This is a genomic window from Psychroflexus gondwanensis ACAM 44, from assembly GCF_000355905.1.
GTDB lineage: Bacteria > Bacteroidota > Bacteroidia > Flavobacteriales > Flavobacteriaceae > Psychroflexus > Psychroflexus gondwanensis.
In genome coordinates this window covers 106178-125331 of the sequence record NZ_APLF01000005.1, presented here as the reverse complement: position 1 = coordinate 125331, position 19154 = coordinate 106178, and the positions used below count along the sequence as shown (strand labels likewise).

The window sequence follows — 19154 nt, the reverse complement described above, 5'->3', positions numbered from 1 at the left end:
CATACTACTCACCTTAATCCTTTTTATATTAAGTAATCTAGAATCTTAACCTATAAAATCAAAGGTATACTTATCTATCAAATCTTTTGCAAACATAGTGCTTAGCGTTTTATGCCATTTAGCATAGCCTTCATTTATATTCGCCAGATATGACTAATCAAAGCAGAATAGGTCAACTCAAAAAACGATTTACAAAAATTGTGCAAAGTCTCAATTTTTTAATAGCAACGTGAACTAACCAGTTTCATTCATAGCAAATGTTTTACTTTTCAGGAATCGAGTAATCCAAAGGAAACTGCATACAAAATCGACATACTGTGGAAGAGTTCAACAAAAAGAGTAATCCTGAGTAAATGAAAAACAAAATCAAATGTTATTTTTTTAATTTAAGCAATTCGATAGACTTCGATTTGATATTTTAGCAAGAAAATACTGTGAGCAAAATCTTAATAGTCGACGACGACCCATTTTTCAATAAAACGCTTTCCAATTATTTAAGGAGATTCGATTATAGTATAGAAACCTCTAGCTCTTCTGAAGAAGCTTTAGAAGTTTTAAAAACAGAAACTTTCGACTTAGTGATCACAGATTATAGGTTACCAAAAATGAATGGTTTAGAATTAATCGAAAAGATTAAAACACATTGGAACACTCCAGTAATTTTAATCACTAATTATTCTGATATTAGAACTGCTGTGAAGTCTATTAAACTGGGAGCTTTCGAATTTGTTTCCAAACCTGTTATCCCCGAAGAGTTTAGATTAGTCATAGAAAATGCACTAAATTCTCCTTCAACTAGTAAAACTAAAGACCGAAGTTCATCTATAAAAAAGAGCTCATCTAAAGGAGCTAGTTCAACTTCTGTAGTTAAAGGGAATAGCGAACAAGCCCAAGAACTATGGTCTTATGCAAAACAGGTAGCACCTACTCAAATGTCGGTCATGATAACTGGAGAAAGTGGAACTGGTAAAGAATACGTCGCCAAATTTATTCATAACCATAGTAAAAGAAAAGACCAAGCTTTTGTGGCTATAGACTGTGGTGCTTTACCCGAGAATATTGCCTCTAGTGAACTTTTTGGTCACGTAAAAGGTGCTTTTACCGGTGCAGATCGCGATAAAAAGGGCCAATTTGAATTTGCCAATGGAGGAACTTTATTCCTTGACGAAATTGGAAATTTATCTTACGAATCTCAAGTAAAGCTACTACGAGTCTTACAAGAACGAAAAATAAGACCCGTTGGAGGAAACAAAGAAATTGAAATTGATGTTAGAATTATCGCTGCGACCAATGAAAATTTAGCCACTGCGATTTCTGAAAATGAATTTAGAAATGATTTATACCATAGGTTAAATGAATTCTCCCTAAACATTCCTTCTCTTAATGAGCGACTAGAAGATTTTGAAGAATTTATTCACTTTTTTATTGCTGAAGCTTGCGACGAACTTGAAAAAGAAACTGTAGATATAGACCCTAAACTTATAGAGGACTTAAAAACATACGATTGGCCTGGAAATTTAAGAGAGTTGAAGAACTTGCTAAAGCGAGCGGCTTTACTTTGTCAAGAAGGCCCCATTTTACATAAGCATTTACCACAATCTATTTTTGAAAAAAAAGAAGTTTCTGTCGACCCTTCACTTCACTCTAATGATTTAAAAGAAGTTAAGGAACATCATGAAAGAGAAATGATTCTTAAGTGCTTAAAGAAAAATAAGTATAACAAAAGCAAAACTGCTAAGGAATTGAATATAGACAGGACGACCCTATACAATAAAATCAAGTCGCTTGGGCTTGATGTTTAATCACAAGGTTTAAATCAAGAAATTCACTTATACAATTGTTTATAAAAATTATTTTAAATTGTAAATTAAAAACCTTTGCTGGAGTATACCAACAAAGGTCATTTTTACTTTTTTCAGAAAGAACCTATTTTTCAGTAGGAGTCGTTCTCAAATAGGATTTTATGGTTTTATATCCTGGAAACTGTTCTTTTGCTTCTTCATCATTTACCGACGGAGAAATAATTGCATCCTCACCTGGCTTCCAATCTGCTGGGGTTGCTAACTTTTTATTAGCCGTTAATTGAAGACTATCAATGACTCTTAGCAATTCGTCAAAATTTCTACCTGTAGAGGCTGGGTAAGTCAATGTTAATTTAATTTTTTTGTCTGGACCAACTATAAATACGGAACGTACTGTGGCCTTTTCAGAAGCATTTGGATGAATCATGTCATATAACTCTGCTATTTTCCTATCGCTATCTGCTATAATTGGAAAATTAACAGTAGTGTTTTGAGTCTCGTTGATGTCTTTGATCCACTCATGATGATCTTTTAAAGGATCTACGCTCAAAGCAATAACTTTTACATGCCTTTTATCAAACTCATCTTTAAGCTGAGCTGTTCGACCAAGTTCGGTCGTACATACAGGTGTGAAATCCGCCGGGTGAGAATAAATGATTCCCCACTGACCTCCTAACCAGTCATGAAATGAAATGTTTCCTTCGGTAGTTTCAGCAGTAAAATCTGGAGCTATATCTCCTAATCGTAAATGTGCCATAATATGAGGTTTTAGTGTTTATATTATTTTGCTAATGAGTAAATGTTTTACCAACCTATAAAATTAAGCAATGGAATGGAAGGTGAAGGACCTAAACCTAAGTTTAGCTTTTTATTTAGACTTTATAAATACTTCTTATCCCAAAAAAATGAACCTCCCCCCTATTAAAAAATACCTATCGACTCTTATATAAAATCAATTTTCCCCAACCCATCCATATCGATTTCGTCTACTATGATTTTATGCTTTGTATTCACTAAATCCGGATTCCAAAAGGTTTTTACTTTGACATAATACTGTGTAAAACCATGTATGTAAACTGATTTATTTTTGCCTTCAAACAAAACCTCATATTTTGTATTGAGTAGGCTCTCTTAGAATGCTCGTCGTTTTTTAGCCGAAAGACTTCACAACATTTTCGGTAACGCTACAAATACTTATGACCCCAACGTCAGGATGTTCTTGAAACTCAACTCTTTCATAGCCTTCAACTTCAAAATTTATCGTCATGTTGGACGCTTCAAAGGAAATCAATTTACAGCCTAAAATATAAAAAGCAAGTTTTGGTGTAGATATTTTTTACCTGTTTTGATCGGTATGAGTGCAACGTGATAACTAGAATCTTCTATCTTCGCAACAGTTGGCATAGATAATAACTATAATTTATTTAATAAAATTGAAACACCTTTTATCACCTTCGTTTATTTTTCTGCTGAATTTATTGATTCTAGCTTCCTGTTCTTCTCCAGAAGTAAACAATCGGGATCACTTAGTCTTCAGATATAACGAACATGCTAATATTACATCTCTAGATCCAGCTTTTGCCAAAGACCAACGGAACATTTGGCCTACACACCAGATGTATAATACATTGGTGAAACTAGACTCAACTCTTTCCATAGAAGGAGATCTTGCCCATTCTTGGACAATTTCTGAAGATGGCTTAACCTATACTTTCCAACTGAGACAAGACGTATTATTTCATAAACATACTATCTTCGGAAAAGATTCCACCCGTCATGTTTCTGCAAAAGATGTAGAGTATAGTCTCAAAAGGCTTACAGATCCTAAGGTTGCTTCACCTGGAAGTTGGGTCATGTCTAATGTAAAACGTATTGAAGCCAAAACTGATGATTTGATTGAAATTGAGTTAGAACACCGATTTCCTGCGTTTTTAGGCTTATTGTCTTCAAAATTCTGCTCGGTGATTCCAAGAGAAATGCAAAACTTAGATTTTCAAACTTCACCTATTGGAACAGGTCCCTTTAAATTTAAACGTTGGGAGATTGGAGAAAAGATGGTGTTGAGAAAAAATGAATTGTATTTTAAAACAGATGCCAAAGGAAATGCTTTGCCCTATTTGGAGGCCATTTCTATCACCTTTTTACCAGATAAACAAAGTGAATTTTTGGCCTTTATCCAAGGTAAGCTTGATTTTTTAAGTGGTTTAGATCCTTCCTATAAAGACGAACTTATCACCACCAGCGGAAAGTTAAGCTCAAAATTTGAAACTCGTGTGGATATGGATAAAAGTCCCTACCTAAACACAGAATATTTGGGGTTTTACTTAGATTCCCCTTCAACAGAGATTCAATCTCAAGACTTTAGAAAAGCAATCAATTATGCGTTTGATCGAGATAAAATGATTAAATATCTAAGAAACAATATTGGAATCCCTGCACATAAAGGTTTTATTCCAGAAGGATTGGCAGGGCAAACCACTGTAGAGGGCTATTCTTACCAACCTAAAAAGGCCAAAGCTCTTATAGAAAAATTCAAGAAAGAAACAGGAATCAACTCACCAAAATTGATAATAAGCACAAATCCCTCCTATATAGATTTGGTGGAATTTATTCAAAAAGAGGTTCAAAAAATTGGGGTCCAAGTGGATATCGATGTGATGCCACCCTCCACCATTCGTCAAAAACGCTCTGCAGGACAACTGGATAATTTTAGAGCCAGCTGGATTGCCGATTATCCAGATGCTATCAATTACTTATCCTTATTCTACAGTGATAACTTTTCACCAAACGGTCCCAATTATACCCATTTTAAGAATGACACTTTCGACAGACTCTACGAAGAAGCTTTGAATATAACAGAAGATACAATCAGATATAAACTTTATTCACAGATGGATTCTATCTTAGTAGAAAAGGCTCCAATGATTCCTCTCTATTATGATGAAGTCATTCGCTTTAGGTCAAAATCTGTGAGTGGGCTGGGCATTAACCCCTTCAATTTGCTTGACCTTTCAAAAGTCAAAAAATCAAAGTAGGCCAAAAACCAAAAATTGGTCTACGGTGGAGATTCTCTTTATATCTTTGAAAAAACATCCTTATGGAATTCGCACTCTATATTTTTCTTGGCTTGTTTGCTTTAGCTTTAGGCTTTTTGTTGGCAAAACTGATGGATAGATCTACGATTGCTACCTGGCAAACCAAATCGTCCCACTTTCAGTCGTTATATGAAGAATCCGTTGGACGAGAGCAAAAATCAAAAGACGATTTCATTACCGCTAACGAAAAACTTAGAGCTGAATTGAAAAGTGAAGAAAATGAACGCTTCCAAATTCAGAATAGACTCACCAGAAAGGAAACAGAATTGGAAGGCTTGGTCAATAAATGGACGGAGCAAAAATCTGAAATGCAAGCTCTTCAAAAAAAGTTTAGTGAAGAATTTGAAAATCTTGCACAGCGAATTTTAGAACAAAAATCTGAAAAGTTTACGATCCAAAATCAAAAAAATATAGCTCATATTTTAGATCCCTTAAAAGATAAGCTGATATCCTTTGAAACCAAAATTGAAAAGACGAATTCTGATTTTCTGAAAGGTCACATTCAACTTGAGGAACAACTAAAATATCTCAATGAACAGAATTTAAAAATTTCGGAAGAGGCTAATAATTTGACCAAAGCTCTGAAAGGTAGTAGTAAAACACAAGGCAACTGGGGGGAAATGATTTTGGAAAAAGTTCTGGAAAAATCTGGGTTAACAAAAGGGCGAGAATACGAAGTACAACAGCACTTTAAGGATGAAAATGGCATCAGCAAATTACCTGATGTTGTGGTGTATTTGCCCAATGAAAAGAAAATGATTATAGACTCCAAAGTGAGTTTAAAAGCCTATGAGCGGTACACCAATTCTGATGATGAACAAGAAAAAGCTGTACTATTAAAAGCTCATGTAAAATCTATGGAAACTCACCTCAAAGGCCTAAAAGACAAAAACTATGAGCTACTTGGCGGAAATTCTACCCCAGATTTTATTTTGATGTTTGTTCCCATTGAACCCGCTTTATTTCTTGCGCAAAGTGAAAATTCAAATTTCTTTTACTCTGCTTTCCAAGATAATATTTTGATGGTAAGTCCCACCACTTTACTCTCTACATTAAGGACTGTAGACATGGTTTGGAGCAATGAAAAACAACAGCAAAATGCTGTGCAAATCGCTAAACACGCTGGTGATTTGTATGACAAATTTGTCAATTTAATCGAGGGCTTGGATGAGGTTGGAAACCGCATTGATTCTACAAAATCAACCTACGATAAAGCGATGAAAAAATTAACTGGAAAACAAAATTTGATAAAAGATGTAGCCTCATTAAAAGAAATGGGCGTTACTTCCAAAAAAGTCTTAAACTCAAAATGGACAGACACTCAATAAAACTAAGCTATGACTAAAAAATTCAAACATCCGTCAGATTCAGTGGTCGTCTTATCACAACTCATGTTACCCTCCCATTCAAATTTTGGAGGAAAGATTCATGGTGGATTTATCCTATCACTCCTAGACCAAGTTGCTTTTGCATGCGCAGCCAAGCACTCCGAAAATTATTGTGTCACGGCAAGTGTAGATCGTGTAGACTTTTTGAACCCTGTAGAGGTTGGAGAACTTCTTACCCTAAAATCCTCGGTAAATTACGTTGGAAGAACTTCGATGGTTGTAGGAGTTCGAGTAGAATCTGAGAATATACAAAACGGAGCCAAAAAACATTGTAATTCCTCTTATTTTACCATGGTAGCTAAAGATGATCATGGAAAATCCATTGAAGTTCCAGGCCTTAGATTAAGCGCAGAAGATGATTACAGGCGTTTTATCAAAAACATTAAACGAATGGAAAACAGGAAACAACACGATGAAACCTTCAAAAATTTTAATTTTAATAAAACAGAATACAGTGAAATTTTAAAGGACTACAATGTCAAGCTCGAGTAGTTAAGGGTTATGGAAAGAAATTTTTAGCAAGATACTCGTCACTAAATTTATTAACAAAATAAGTATTTGAGTAATTATATTTAACTATATCAAAATATATACTAGATTATATAAAACGCCCCCTCCTAAATAGGGGGTGTTTTATTTTATTATATGTTTTATATATATTTACAACAAAATTTTAGGGGATATGAAAAAAATAGAGGCGATTATTAGAAAGTCTCGTTTTGATGAAGTTAAAGAAGCACTCCATCAAATAGAGGTAAATTTCTTTAGTTATTGGGATGTCACGGGTGTAGGAAATGAAAAACAAGGTCACTTATATAGAGGGATTTCTTATAGCACAAGTGATATTCAAAGACGATACTTAGTGGTTATTGTATCTGATGATTTTGTTGACAAAACCATAGAAACCTTAATTGAAAAGGCTAAAACTGGAGATGTTGGAGATGGAAAAATATTCATTTCCAATATTGAAGAGTGCATAAGAATAAGAACAGGCGAACGTGGAACTCAAGCTATTAAATAAAAACTATGGATAACGCTCTATTTACTGCGAATAATGTGTGGATGATGCTTTGCATCGCTTTGGTTTTTTTAATGCACTTAGGTTTTTCTCTCTTAGAGATTGGCTTAACTCGCCGAAAAAACACCATTAATATTTTATTCAAAAACTTTTTCATCATTTGCTCTGGACTAGTACTTTATTATATAGTGGGCTTCAACATAATGTATCCAGGAGACTTTAATGGATGGTTTAGCCTAAGTGAAGTTGGATTGCATTTACCAGACAATGGTCTAACCGCCGACTATGCAGATGCAGGCTATACATATTGGACAGATTTTTTGTTTCAAGGGATGTTTGCTGCGACAGCAGCAACAATAGTCTCTGGTGCTGTAGCAGAACGTATTAAAATTGGTGCCTTTATGGTATTTTCAATTATTTACGTAGGCTTTATATACCCCATTAGTGGATCTTGGCTTTGGGGAGGTGGATTTTTAAGTGATTTTGGGTTTTATGATTTTGCAGGGTCTACATTGGTGCATTCTGTAGGGGGTTGGGCGGCCCTCATGGCTGTGGTTTTCCTAGGACCCCGTATAGGAAAGTTTAAGGGTAAAAAGATTTTTGCCATTCCTGGTCATAATATTCCTTTAGCTGCAACTGGAGTGTTTTTACTCTGGTTTGGTTGGTTTGGATTTAATGGAGGCTCAGTACTTTCTGCAGATCCAGCCAGTACTTCTATCGTACTCGTCACCACAAGTTTAGCAGCTGCATCTGGAGGTTTAGGAGCTTGCCTTAGTAGTTTTTTGGTCTTCAAAAATTTTGACGTAACGATGTTTATGAATGGTATATTAGGAGGACTTGTAGGAATAACAGCAGGCGCCAATTTGATGTCGCCCCTAGAATCTATTGCCATAGGACTCATTGCTGGGCTAATCATCATTCTAGCCGTTAAATTAATGGATATTATAAGAGTAGACGATCCTGTAGGAGCTATTCCTGTTCACTTGTGTTGTGGTATCTGGGGAACTTTGGCGGTAGGACTATTTGGAAATATGGCAGGAATAGAACAGTTTTTTATACAGTTGGTGTCTATATTAACTATTGGTGGATTTTGTTGCTTTAGCGCTAGTATTATCCTATGGCCGATCAAGAAATTTATGGGCTTAAGAGTATCTTCTAAACATGAAGTTGAAGGTTTAGATATTCACGAACATGGTATGGATGCTTATTCAGATTTTAGTTTAAATCAGAATTGATTTAATACCGATTGGATCTTATGGCGGAAGGAGCGATCAAACCAGATTCTTTTTGCCATTTTTCCATTAAGTCCATAAGATTAATTTCAAACTTAGGAGATTGTCTTTCAAGATGCTCAGATTGAAATTCTCTTTGTAAAATATCTTCAATATAAAAGTCTTCCTTAATTTCCGAAGGATTAAATTCTTCTTTTAAAGAAATACTAAACAAGCTAGCAGTGGTATTGTACCAAAAGGCTCGCCATCCAGAATGGAGGTCTTTTACCAGATCGAAGGTGGTTATACCAGTTTGGCGATGAATTAATTTGACTAGAATCTGACCTTCAGTTTTGGTTAGTTTTTTCAATTCATCTGTAAACTCTTCTTCTACATACCTTTGAATAACTCTTGTATACTGTCTTTTTGAACGTTTGGATTCAATACTCGATAGGCGTTTGTTTAAAGTTTCAAAACGCTCTGAAGCTAATTTTACATAAGGCCATACCTTTTTAGTTTTGCGTTTCAATATGAGGTAATCTCTAAAGTCGTCTCGACTTTTAAATTTAAGTTTAGGATATATAATTACTTCCTCTAGCTCAACTTCACTTACCCAAGAGGTATCTTGACCTATGATAAGGTATTGTTGATTAGAGCTAGTTAATGTGTCTTGATATTTTGTCTCCTGAGCACTAACTGAAACACCTGCAAACAGAAAAAAAGCTATAGCCAATTTCAAAATAAAGTGATTTATCATATTAACCTCTAAAATTGTTCCAAAATTAAGGATTCGTTTTCAACTATATCTCAATACTTTACTAAATTAGCACAACAAAAAAAAAGATATGAACGATAATTCACTAAAATTTTTAGAAAAGTACTTAAATAATGCCGCTCCAACTGGTTATGAATCGGAGGGTCAAAAACTTTGGATGGACTATCTAAAACCTTACGTAGATGAATTCATTACAGATACCTACGGAACAGCCGTTGGAGTTATAAATCCTGAAGCTGATTTTAAGGTAGTCATAGAAGGTCATGCCGATGAAATATCCTGGTACGTCAATTATATCACCGATGAAGGTTTAATTTATGTCATTAGAAATGGAGGCAGCGATCATCAAATAGCAACTTCTAAGCGGGTAAATATCCATACCAAAAAAGGTATTGTAAAAGGGGTTTTTGGATGGCCAGCCATACACACCAGAGATAAAACAAGCGAGCAATCACCAAAATCTGATAACATTTGTATAGATGTTGGATGTGCTACTAAAGAAGAGGTTGAAAAGCTTGGAGTCCATGTTGGTTGTGTTATTACCTACCCAGACGAATTTTTCATTCTGAATGGAGATAAGTTTGTGTGTAGAGGTTTAGATAATAGAATGGGGGGCTTTATGATTGCTGAAGTGGCTAGAATGCTAAAGGAAAACAAAGTAGAGCTGCCATTTGGACTGTACATCACCAACTCTGTTCAAGAAGAAATTGGATTGCGAGGAGCTGAAATGATCACCCAAACCATTAAACCTAATGTAGCTATTGTTACTGACGTTTGTCACGACACGACTACACCAATGATAGAGAAGAAAAAAGAAGGACTTACTAAAATTGGAGCCGGTCCCGTTATAAGTTATGCCCCTGCAGTACAAAATAAATTGAGAGAACTTCTCATCGATACTGCAGAGAAACACAATATTCCCTTTCAGCGTTTAGCTGCAAGCCGAATGACAGGTACAGATACCGATGCATTTGCTTATAGCAATGGCGGTGTAGCTTCTGCGCTCATCTCTTTACCATTAAGATATATGCATACCACCGTAGAGATGGTACATGAGTCTGATGTTGAGAACGTCATCAAACTAATTTATAACTCCTTACTTGAAATTAAAAGTGGGGAAGATTTTAGCTATTTTAAATAGTACTGAAATAAGCATCAAACTAAAAAGGCAGCTATATAGCTGCCTTTTTAGTTTGATATTTATCAGTTATTCTATCACTATTTTTTTAGTAACAACTTCTTTGTTTGAACTTATCTTGAATAAATAAATTCCTTTTGAAAAGCTTGAAACATCAATCTGTTTTTGATTTGAGCTTGAAATCAATTTTTGACCTAATAAGTTAAACACTTCAAGTTTGAAGTAACTTAGATTTGTTTTAATGTTTACAATATCTACTGCCGGATTTGGATATAATTGAAATTCCAAATTTCCAAACTGAGATAAACTTAAAGTGGTATTGTTGAACTCGTATACTGTATTTTCTAAAATAGTTCCATCTAAAACTAGGGGCTCGTCTAGAAATTGGCTTGGAAGAATTTTAATAACACTCGGATCACTAGGGTCTTCAGTTAAGAAGTAGGTATTATCTAGAGGCGCGTCGTTAAATAGATCATAGGATGCGGCAATTGCAACAGTGGTTCCACTTAGACCGAAGTAAACTTCAGAAGTATTATCAATTTTTACAGGACCATATCTGTACTCTATTTTGTTAGAATTTTCGTAAAACCAAATTTGAACATTCATGAAATCCTCCAAAGTTTGGTCATCAAAAAATCCAACATTGCTCCATTGAATTTTTAAAATTTTTCCTTCATCACCTTGATCTAGTTTATAAGATATATCAGATTCTGAGATTCCAGAATTAAATCCTCTATCAATATAGTCTAAAGTTGTTGCTGCAAAGATTGGAGAAAAATTTGAACCAGAAGGATCAATTGTTAATGTTGAACTTTCAAAATAGTCTGGAATATACACTGTATTGAAAACATGAGTACTTATCTCAAAATTAAACCCTAAAGGTATTTCTAAGCTTGGATCGTCCCAAACTTGGCCATTGGTTAATGAAATAGGATTTTCTAAATCCTCATATAGTTCCACTTTTGTAGTAACTTCAAACTCGGTTTGAGCAAATACATTGAAAGTGAGAAAACAAAATATTATGTAAAATTTCACCATAGTTTTTATTGTAAAATTACAATAAAAACTTATTCAAAATCTTTTCCTTTTGTATACTTATCATCCCAGTTTTTCACTTTAGGATCGCCTAATTTGTTTTGTGATTTTGCAACTAACATAGATACGGCAGCGTCGCCAGTTACATTTACAGAAGTCCTCAACATGTCTAATGGCCTGTCTACAGCAAAGATGAGAGCAAGACCAGCTTCAGGTATTCCAGCCTGACCAAGAACTATAACAAGCATAACCATTCCTGCTCCTGGTACTGCAGCAGAACCTATTGAGGCTAAAGTTGCAGTAGCAATGATCCCAAGTTGAGCGGCAAAACTCAATTCCATACCAAAGGCTTGAGCGATGAACACCGCTGCTACGGCCTGATATAAACTAGTCCCATCCATGTTAATAGTTGCACCTATGGGTAATACGAAACTGGAAACCTGAGGATGTACACCGAGATGCTCCTCCACTCTTTCCATTGTTACAGGTAAAGTTGCAGCACTAGAACTTGTAGAAAAAGCTAAAAGCTGAGCTGGCGAGATACCATTGAGGAAGAAACGCGGTGATTTTTTGGTGAAGATGCCTACAATTAACGCATAAACTCCAATCATAAGAAGTAGCCCACCCACGACACACAAGCCGTAATATGCCAAAGCAATAAAGAGATCTGCGCTCGGTGCTTCAACAACCAATGCGGCTAATAATGCAAAAACACCATAGGGTGCTGCTAGCATAATAAGATCTATCATTTTTAAGATAACCTCATTTAAGGAGTCAAAGAATTCCTTGATGGGCTTAGATTTTTTTTCTGGAATTAAAATTATCCCAATACCAAAAAAGATAGCAAAGAAAATAACTTGGAGCATGTTTGCATTACTGGATGCTGCTCCAAAGATATTATCGGGCACTAGGTCTTCTAAAGCTTGTAAAGGTCCAGAATCCTTTTGCTTTTGGGCGTTTTGCCTGGTTAATTCTGCATCACCCCCATAACTTTGTACGAGTTCTTCTCTGGTTTCACTTTCTATGCTCTTACCAGGCTCGAATATATTAACGATTGCAAGACCGATGCTCACCGCAATAACTGTAGTCGCTAAATACGTAAGAATAGTTCTTAAGCCCATTTGTGAAAGACTAGAAATATCTTTGAGATCAGAAACTCCTTTGATAAGAGAAGCTAAAATCAAGGGAACTGCAATAAGTTTTAGTGCATTGATGAACATACTACCAAATGGCTTAATCCAATCGGTGATAAAATCGCTTCCCCAGCTAAAAAAAGATAAAATATATGCGAAAGCAATTCCCAATCCCATACCAATAAGGATCTGCCAGTGTAATTCTAATTTTTTCATTGAAATTAATTAAGAGATTTATTTTGTAAAAAGGCGTCTGCCAAAACTAAAGCCGACATAGCTTCAACGACGGGTATAGCTCTAGGAACCACACAAGGGTCGTGACGACCTTTGCCTTGCATTTCTACTTCTTGCGCGTTTTTATCTATCGTTTTTTGTTTCTGCATAAGCGTAGCCACAGGTTTAAAAGCTACTCTAAAATTAATATTCATCCCGTTGGAAATACCACCCTGTATGCCACCACTATGGTTGGTTTTCGTTGTTCCATCTACATTGAACAAATCATTATGTTCACTCCCTTTCATCGAAACGCCTTCAAAACCAGAACCATAATCAAATCCTTTCACAGCATTAATGGTCATCATAGCTTTACCTAAATTGGCGTGAAGTTTTTCAAAGATAGGATCGCCTAGGTTTTTAGGGACATTGGAGATTACACATTTCACAATACCCCCAATAGTATCACCCTCTTTCCTGATTTTTTTAATATAATCTTCCATTTCAGCAGCCCTCTTTGCATTAGGACATCTCACAGGATTTTTTTCGATAACATCAAAATCAACACTATCTTCACTTTGTAATTCCAAATGTCCTACAGCGTGAGTATAAGCTGTGAAATGAACATCATTCAGGATTTGTTTGGCTATAGCACCAGCAACAACCCAAGAAGCAGTTTCCCTCGCGCTAGATCTTCCTCCACCTCTATAATCTCTTTGACCGTATTTTTGATCATAGGTATAATCGGCGTGATTTGGTCTATATACATCTTTTATATGACCGTAATCTTTTGATTTATTATCGGTATTAAGAATTTCAAAACCAATTGGTAATCCCGTAGTTACCCCTTCAAAAATTCCTGACTTAAAGTGAACGATATCAGACTCTTTACGTTGAGTGACTATTGCAGATTGACCAGGTTTTCTTCTATCTAAATCTTTCTGAATTTTCTCTAAATCCAATTGAATTCCTGGAGGAACTCCATCTAGAATTCCACCAATGGAAACTCCGTGAGATTCACCAAAGGTTGTAAGTTTAAGAAAATTTCCAAAGCTATTTGATGCCATGTATCGTTTTAAACAAATGTAACCGTTTTCGCCAATAATCAAAAAACAATCTAAGTAGATTACCATTAAAATCACTATTTCCTATATCTGAATTCTGGAGATTGGGTAGGAAAATTCAACTGCCCTAAAGTTTCATAAGCGCTTCTATTGTTTTTGACAACAAATAAGTCAAAACCTATATAAAATATCTAAATTGCATTAGATATTTATATAATGAAAAAAGTAAGCGTTTACCTAGGAATCATTTTCCTTTTGTTTTGTTACTCTTGTGCTAGTGAGGATGAGGATATCCTCTTATCAGACTCAAATTATTTTCCCCTGGCTTTAGATAATTCTTGGACTTATGAGAACACCTCTAGAGAAAATTCGAGCACTATCACAGGTAACGAAACCTTAAGTATTTCTGAAGTTAATACTCAAAATCCACAACGCTTTAGTTTTACCCAAACGGTCACTAACTTTTCTGGGGTTTTTACCACTATTCTTAGTTCAGGAGAAGTTTATAAACAGAATGGTGAGCAAACTATTATTTTTGATGGAGAATATTCAGTGTTTCTCAGTGATGAATTCCCAGGCTTTACAATCCCTTTACTAGACGTTACTCTTTACGACGCAGCCTTAACTCAAGGAGACGTACTTTACACTTCTTTAGGCGAAGTTGAAGAAGACATCAATGGTTTTCCAGTAAGCCTTGAGTATGAAATCACTCTGGCTCATGCTGGTTTTATGGAAAATATGACTGTAAACGGTCAAACCTATTCGGACGTGTACAGCTCAAAAATTAGCCTTAATTTATCGGCAAGTGTTTTTATTGTCTTTTCAGATTTTACGATTCTCCAAGAGCAGAATGCTTCCACGATAACCAATTACTACGCAAAAGATATTGGTTTAATTAAAAGTGATGTCAGCACAGACATTATTTTTGAAGACATCCCAGAACAGTTGAATTTTGAAATTCCAGATGTGTCTGTACAGTCCAATCAAAATCTGATAGACTCTTCGATAAATTTAAACTTCTAAGACAAATTTATTTAAAATAGTCGCTGGATGTAAAGCCTCTATTTGGGTTCCATCATAGCTCCCTCCTGTTTTTACCTTCTTCTTTTCCGCTAGGCACAAACTCATCCACTTGCACATTACCATCCATTGGATTATTTCAGCTTGATAACATGGCTTCTCTCACTTTCACTATAAACAATCTAGCGGTCTTTTCAGTCAAACCTTAGCAAACACCTATATAACTTGCAGATAAACTCTGGATAGATATCGACATTTCAAAACATGCAAAAAAGCTTTTCTAAGGCCAAATTTCAACTTTTGAAAAAACGTATTTTTAGTAGTAAATTCCTCATGTCCACAGACGACTTTCACTATCGTGCAAAATCAGACTTAATCTGACTAGCAGAATGGTTGCATTTTAATCATTTATAATCTGTTTTATTCTCCAATCCAGCCAGATACTTTTTACAATCAAGATCCGCTTTGTACCAATAACAGAACTCTAGAAGATTTTGACTCTTAAATATGCTAATAATTTAATATATATACATGCATTAAAGATAGATATTTACTACTCACCTCTACTAAATATTTAGAAGTTAGAATAACATACGCCTATTGGAAGTTATATTCTAATAAATTTTTTAATTAATAACTTAGTTATTAATTAGATTAAATAAGTTACAAGTACCAATTCAGTCTCGCTATAATCATTCTTCCTCTTAATTGAAAGTTGGTGTTAATTTGTTGATTGTCGGTAATAGAATATAGCCTATATTCATCAACGTCAAAGAGATTTGTTACATCTATACCTAACTCAAATTTGTCGTTTTTGAGATTATGTTGAAAGTTTAAGTTTAAAAGAAAATATGTATTGCTGTTGAAGTCATTCTGTTTAATTGAGATGTAGTTTGAATTAAGTTTCAGATTCCATTCTTTTGCAGGAGTTACAGTTAAATTTAAATTTTGTTCAAACCTAAAAGTCTTGTACGATATAGATTCTACGGATAAATTTTGGTCATCTGCCTCAAGCCGACTAAAATTCCAATTTGCTCTTGGAGTGTAGTCCAAAGTAAAAATATCAAGGAAAGACTTCGAAAAATTAGAAGACAACAAAATACCGTTCGATTTAAAAGGGACTAAGTTGTCATTTATGATGTTTTCGAATGTGGATTGCGATAATTGCGTGTTTAATGAAAATTTAGTTTTAAAAGCGAAAAGATATTTACTAAAACCTAAGTTGAGCGTTAAATTATTTTGGGTATTCCCAAATGGAAGTAACTCGCTCCGAATGATATTATCCTCGATAGTAGACGATAGTATATTGTTGATTTTCAGAGTTCTATATGTAATTCCACCATTTATGAACATAAGCTCAGCAGAATTTTCTAAAGTGTATTTTAAACTAAATGTATCCGTGTCTGATCTTTGCAAATTTGCATTGTTAGATAATAAACTTCTATAATTTTGTAAAACAACACCTCTAAAAACTTGTGATAAATTTCCGAAATTAGTGTTATGGCCATAACTAAAATTCAACCTTTTTTCTACATTAAAGGCATATTGAAAATTGATATTTGGATTGAAAAAAAAGCCAATATCCTTTTTATCAAGATTGTATTCTTTTTGAGAATAATTTATAGATTGGTAGAATATTGGCAAGTTAAGGGAAGCTCTTATTTTTTTGGTTTCAACACTAAAATCCGATATAAAATAGTATTTGCTTTTTTTCCAATTTAAAGCGTTCCCAGAATCGCCATCGTATATAAAAGACTCATTTGTGGTATTAAAAAGTAAAGTGGAATTAAACTCTCGGTTTTCTCTTGTATATCCTAATCTATAATCTTGCTTTATAGTTGACGTTGGTAATTTATACGATAAAAACCCATCCATGTAAAATGTGGGTATTTCTAAGAGCTGCTCAACGTTCTCATAATCTTCATCTTGGGTTATAGGGAATTGATAGCCATCTCTTAAATTTAATTTGTTGTCTTTGGTATTGTATTCAGTTATCAATCTAATTTCTGCGATACCTTTTGTGCTCAATTTGGGTATATAATTAAAATCATTCGATATGGTAAACTCATTTTGCGATAGGTTTTGGGAAAATGAATCATCATTAAAACTTAAGCGGCTGCTATCGTCGTTTCTTGAAACATTTATTTTGAGATTATTATTAAAGAAAAAGTTTTTTTGATTCTTCATTACATTAATTGATGATAACAGAATCTTTGGCCTGTTCGTTAAATTTTGCCTTTCATCAAAAATAATGGTATCATTTGCTGTGTAATTAATTAATTGATTGGAGTACGATAAGGTGTTTTTGTCTATTAAGCCTTGTATGTTCAGCCTTACCTTTAAATCGTTTTTAAAAGTGTATAGGTTGTTAAGGTTTATACTTGCTGAATTATTTATATAATAATCTTCTGTTGGCAGGTCAGGACTACCAACCGTACCTTGGGATAGAGAAAACGCGACTTCATCACTCTGCTTATTCGATATAAAGTTTTGAGTCCCTAATTGTTTAAAATCCCTTCTATAATCTATGCCGCTATTATTAGCCGCAATATGATTCAAAAATTTTACGGTTTTATTCAGCAATATCGGTGTTATCTCCAAATCGTACTGTTTTGGTAAGCCAGCTCCTAAAAGCGCCTGAGCAGATAATTTAAAGCTGTCTTCATCTTTAAGCACTAAGTTTACAGCTATTTTGTTTGATGGTACTTTATCTTGTAGCACTTTTATAGGCTGATGGTTCCGCATTATATCAACGCTTATAATGTCTTCTTTTCTTATCACTCTAGACGCCAAACCGTATTTACCAGCCATTAAGTCATCTCCATGTATATAAAGATTTAGTATTTCTTCGTTGTTATAGTAAATGGTGCCATCACTTGTTACATGGATGCCAGGCATACGTTTAAGAACATCTCCAATACTGCGATCCTCTGGCTTAGAAAATTTACTGACATTGTATTCTAAGGTGTCGCCTTGGCGCTCAACAAGAGGCTTATCGCGAATTACAACTTCGTCAAGTAAAGTCGCATCTGGTATAAGTTTAAAATTATATACAGAGCTAGTCTCAGAGAATTGTTGACGCTCTTTCTTATACCCTAAGTATAAAACCTCAAGGTATAAGTTTGAAGTTTTATTAATTGAAGCGATATCAATTTGAAATTTACCATCATCGTCTGAAATTGAAAATGCCAAAATTACGCCGTTGTCATTAACTAAGGTAACATTGGCAGATGCTAGTACTGTGTTATTCTCACCCACTACTTTACCAGAAATGATGTCGTTTTGGGCAGTTCCTGATAATGGAATTAGAGGGATTACCAAAAGCCATAAAAAACGGATTAATTTAATAGCAATCAATCTATGGTAGGTAGTAAACAAATTATTTAAGTTCTAATTCTAATGGGTTGTAATTCTTTATCTTTAAGTTAGAAGCATTTTTTTTAGGATTGGATATGCCTATTCTTACATTTGGAAACTGGGCTTTGGCAACTCCAACAGGATCCGATTCAAAAGCAGTTTTTAGTCTATTATACGACTTAAGTTTGGTAGGAATATCGGAGCTATCTTGGTTAAAGGAGATTACTTTTTCTTTTTGCTTATCTGTATTTTTGGACAGTTCCTTAAAGATAAATTTTACTTCCTCCTTGTCGTCCACAGCTTCAAGTATTAAGCCTGGAAGACCAGAAAGTTTCCAAGGCCCATCGTTAAATGGTAAACTTGGTGCAAACCATGCGTTGTAAGTTCTGCCAGCATACTTACCAATGGCTTTTTGGCACGATATGTCTCCAATAGTTTTAGTGTCGGTCTTTATTTCCCATTCGATTTTTGGGATGTCTGTTGTAACTCTATAACTCTTAAACCCTATACCTCCAGTCAAAACTAATTCATCGTCATCAAAATTTTTCATAATTTCCTCTCTCATTAAAGTACCTGTCTCATTTACCAATAAAAGCGGCCCACCAGATACTACTATTGTGCTACCTGCATTACTAGCATTTGAAGACTGGCTCTTGCTCTCCTTCGCTTTATTAATTGAGTTGTAACGTCTTTCAGCAACATAACGGCTACTTTTCTGGGCAACCGATAAGATTACGGTTTCTTCAAAAGGGACTTCGGCATCTACAGAATTTTTTTCCTTTTGGTGTATAAAATTATATCTCACGTGTACTTCAACAGTCTCTTGAGAATATAGTTGAGTTGTACTAAAGAATAATGCTAAAAGAAATACATATAATAGTAAATTGTTAATATTTCTTACCATA

Annotated in this window: 17 protein-coding genes and 1 pseudogene; 8 read left to right on the top strand and 10 right to left on the bottom strand. The window is 34.6% G+C overall.

Annotated features, from left to right (window positions below):
- The first annotated feature begins 434 nt into the window (after positions 1–434).
- Positions 435–1802 carry a sigma-54-dependent transcriptional regulator gene (locus tag PGOND44_RS06195; protein WP_003438512.1) on the top strand — a complete coding sequence of 456 codons (1368 nt, stop codon included), beginning with the start codon at positions 435–437 and terminating at the stop codon, positions 1800–1802.
- A 124-nt stretch (positions 1803–1926) separates the two neighbouring features.
- Here PGOND44_RS06195 and PGOND44_RS06190 read toward each other — a convergent pair whose 3' ends face one another.
- From PGOND44_RS06190 to PGOND44_RS16065, 3 genes are all read right to left on the bottom strand, one after another.
- Complete coding sequence (locus PGOND44_RS06190) at positions 1927–2559, bottom strand: peroxiredoxin (protein ID WP_003438509.1); 633 nt, start codon at positions 2557–2559, stop codon at positions 1927–1929.
- Between the two features lie 185 nt (positions 2560–2744).
- Positions 2745–2903, bottom strand: a complete 159-nt coding sequence (locus PGOND44_RS15540) for a hypothetical protein (RefSeq protein WP_155943805.1) — start codon at positions 2901–2903, stop codon at positions 2745–2747.
- A gap of 49 nt (positions 2904–2952) precedes the next feature.
- The gene (locus tag PGOND44_RS16065; RefSeq protein WP_081606518.1) at positions 2953–3135 is read right to left on the bottom strand and encodes a hypothetical protein; all 183 of its coding nucleotides are present in this window, start codon (positions 3133–3135) and stop codon (positions 2953–2955) included.
- A 100-nt stretch (positions 3136–3235) separates the two neighbouring features.
- Here PGOND44_RS16065 and PGOND44_RS06185 point away from each other — a divergent pair, with 100 nt between their 5' ends.
- The 5 genes from PGOND44_RS06185 (at position 3236) to PGOND44_RS06165 (ending at position 8538) form a co-directional block, all read left to right on the top strand.
- Positions 3236–4837, top strand: coding sequence for an ABC transporter substrate-binding protein (locus PGOND44_RS06185; protein WP_003438505.1), 1602 nt, complete (start codon positions 3236–3238; stop codon positions 4835–4837).
- Between the two features lie 62 nt (positions 4838–4899).
- Positions 4900–6225, top strand: coding sequence for a DNA recombination protein RmuC (locus tag PGOND44_RS06180; RefSeq protein ID WP_003438503.1), 1326 nt, complete (start codon positions 4900–4902; stop codon positions 6223–6225).
- A gap of 9 nt (positions 6226–6234) precedes the next feature.
- The gene (locus PGOND44_RS06175) at positions 6235–6777 is read left to right on the top strand and encodes an acyl-CoA thioesterase (protein WP_003438501.1); all 543 of its coding nucleotides are present in this window, start codon (positions 6235–6237) and stop codon (positions 6775–6777) included.
- A gap of 190 nt (positions 6778–6967) precedes the next feature.
- A complete protein-coding gene (locus tag PGOND44_RS06170; RefSeq protein ID WP_003438499.1) occupies positions 6968–7306 on the top strand; it encodes a P-II family nitrogen regulator in 339 nt (112 codons plus the stop codon).
- A 5-nt stretch (positions 7307–7311) separates the two neighbouring features.
- Complete coding sequence (locus PGOND44_RS06165) at positions 7312–8538, top strand: ammonium transporter (RefSeq protein ID WP_003438496.1); 1227 nt, start codon at positions 7312–7314, stop codon at positions 8536–8538.
- A gap of 1 nt (position 8539) precedes the next feature.
- On the opposite strand, the gene PGOND44_RS06160 is transcribed toward PGOND44_RS06165, so the two are convergent.
- A complete protein-coding gene (locus tag PGOND44_RS06160; protein WP_003438495.1) occupies positions 8540–9271 on the bottom strand; it encodes a DUF4294 domain-containing protein in 732 nt (243 codons plus the stop codon).
- Between the two features lie 88 nt (positions 9272–9359).
- On the opposite strand from PGOND44_RS06160, the gene PGOND44_RS06155 reads away from it, so the two are divergent.
- Positions 9360–10430, top strand: coding sequence for a M42 family metallopeptidase (locus tag PGOND44_RS06155; protein ID WP_003438494.1), 1071 nt, complete (start codon positions 9360–9362; stop codon positions 10428–10430).
- A 66-nt stretch (positions 10431–10496) separates the two neighbouring features.
- Here PGOND44_RS06155 and PGOND44_RS06150 read toward each other — a convergent pair whose 3' ends face one another.
- From PGOND44_RS06150 to aroC, 3 genes are read right to left on the bottom strand one after another with little or no spacing between them, the layout of a single operon-like run.
- Positions 10497–11465, bottom strand: coding sequence for a T9SS type A sorting domain-containing protein (locus PGOND44_RS06150; protein WP_003438493.1), 969 nt, complete (start codon positions 11463–11465; stop codon positions 10497–10499).
- Between the two features lie 29 nt (positions 11466–11494).
- Positions 11495–12811, bottom strand: a complete 1317-nt coding sequence (locus PGOND44_RS06145) for a dicarboxylate/amino acid:cation symporter (RefSeq protein ID WP_003438492.1) — start codon at positions 12809–12811, stop codon at positions 11495–11497.
- Between the two features lie 5 nt (positions 12812–12816).
- On the bottom strand, positions 12817–13875 hold the full coding sequence (aroC, locus tag PGOND44_RS06140; RefSeq protein WP_003438490.1) for a chorismate synthase: 1059 nt from the start codon (positions 13873–13875) through the stop codon (positions 12817–12819).
- 213 nt (positions 13876–14088) lie between these two features.
- Between aroC and PGOND44_RS06135 the strand changes: the two genes are divergently transcribed.
- Entirely contained in the window at positions 14089–14895 is an 807-nt protein-coding gene (locus PGOND44_RS06135) for a hypothetical protein (RefSeq protein WP_003438487.1), read from the top strand.
- A gap of 70 nt (positions 14896–14965) precedes the next feature.
- Here PGOND44_RS06135 and PGOND44_RS15825 read toward each other — a convergent pair.
- The 3 genes and pseudogenes from PGOND44_RS15825 to PGOND44_RS14970 all read right to left on the bottom strand — a co-directional run.
- Positions 14966–15407, bottom strand: a pseudogene (locus PGOND44_RS15825) (IS1595 family transposase); the annotation flags it as partial.
- A 148-nt stretch (positions 15408–15555) separates the two neighbouring features.
- On the bottom strand, positions 15556–18270 hold the full coding sequence (locus PGOND44_RS06130) for a TonB-dependent receptor (protein ID WP_003438484.1): 2715 nt from the start codon (positions 18268–18270) through the stop codon (positions 15556–15558).
- Position 18271: 1 nt separating this feature from the next.
- Positions 18272–19153: a GLPGLI family protein gene (locus PGOND44_RS14970; RefSeq protein ID WP_003438482.1), complete on the bottom strand. Its 882-nt coding sequence runs from the start codon at positions 19151–19153 to the stop codon at positions 18272–18274.
- Between the last annotated feature and the right edge of the window lies 1 nt (position 19154).

Bases quoted from the DNA above. Each gene is read 5' to 3' on its own strand.
- PGOND44_RS06175 (WP_003438501.1), top strand. From the start codon at position 6,235: ATGACTAAAAAATTCAAACATCCGTCAGATTCAGTGGTCGTCTTATCA.
- PGOND44_RS06180 (WP_003438503.1), top strand. From the start codon at position 4,900: ATGGAATTCGCACTCTATATTTTTCTTGGCTTGTTTGCTTTAGCTTTA.
- PGOND44_RS06165 (WP_003438496.1), top strand. From the start codon at position 7,312: ATGGATAACGCTCTATTTACTGCGAATAATGTGTGGATGATGCTTTGC.
- PGOND44_RS06135 (WP_003438487.1), top strand. From the start codon at position 14,089: ATGAAAAAAGTAAGCGTTTACCTAGGAATCATTTTCCTTTTGTTTTGT.
- PGOND44_RS06155 (WP_003438494.1), top strand. From the start codon at position 9,360: ATGAACGATAATTCACTAAAATTTTTAGAAAAGTACTTAAATAATGCC.
- PGOND44_RS06145 (WP_003438492.1), bottom strand. From the start codon at position 12,811: ATGAAAAAATTAGAATTACACTGGCAGATCCTTATTGGTATGGGATTG.
- aroC (WP_003438490.1), bottom strand. From the start codon at position 13,875: ATGGCATCAAATAGCTTTGGAAATTTTCTTAAACTTACAACCTTTGGT.
- PGOND44_RS06170 (WP_003438499.1), top strand. From the start codon at position 6,968: ATGAAAAAAATAGAGGCGATTATTAGAAAGTCTCGTTTTGATGAAGTT.
- PGOND44_RS06150 (WP_003438493.1), bottom strand. From the start codon at position 11,465: ATGGTGAAATTTTACATAATATTTTGTTTTCTCACTTTCAATGTATTT.
- PGOND44_RS14970 (WP_003438482.1), bottom strand. From the start codon at position 19,153: ATGGTAAGAAATATTAACAATTTACTATTATATGTATTTCTTTTAGCA.
- PGOND44_RS06190 (WP_003438509.1), bottom strand. From the start codon at position 2,559: ATGGCACATTTACGATTAGGAGATATAGCTCCAGATTTTACTGCTGAA.
- PGOND44_RS06160 (WP_003438495.1), bottom strand. From the start codon at position 9,271: ATGATAAATCACTTTATTTTGAAATTGGCTATAGCTTTTTTTCTGTTT.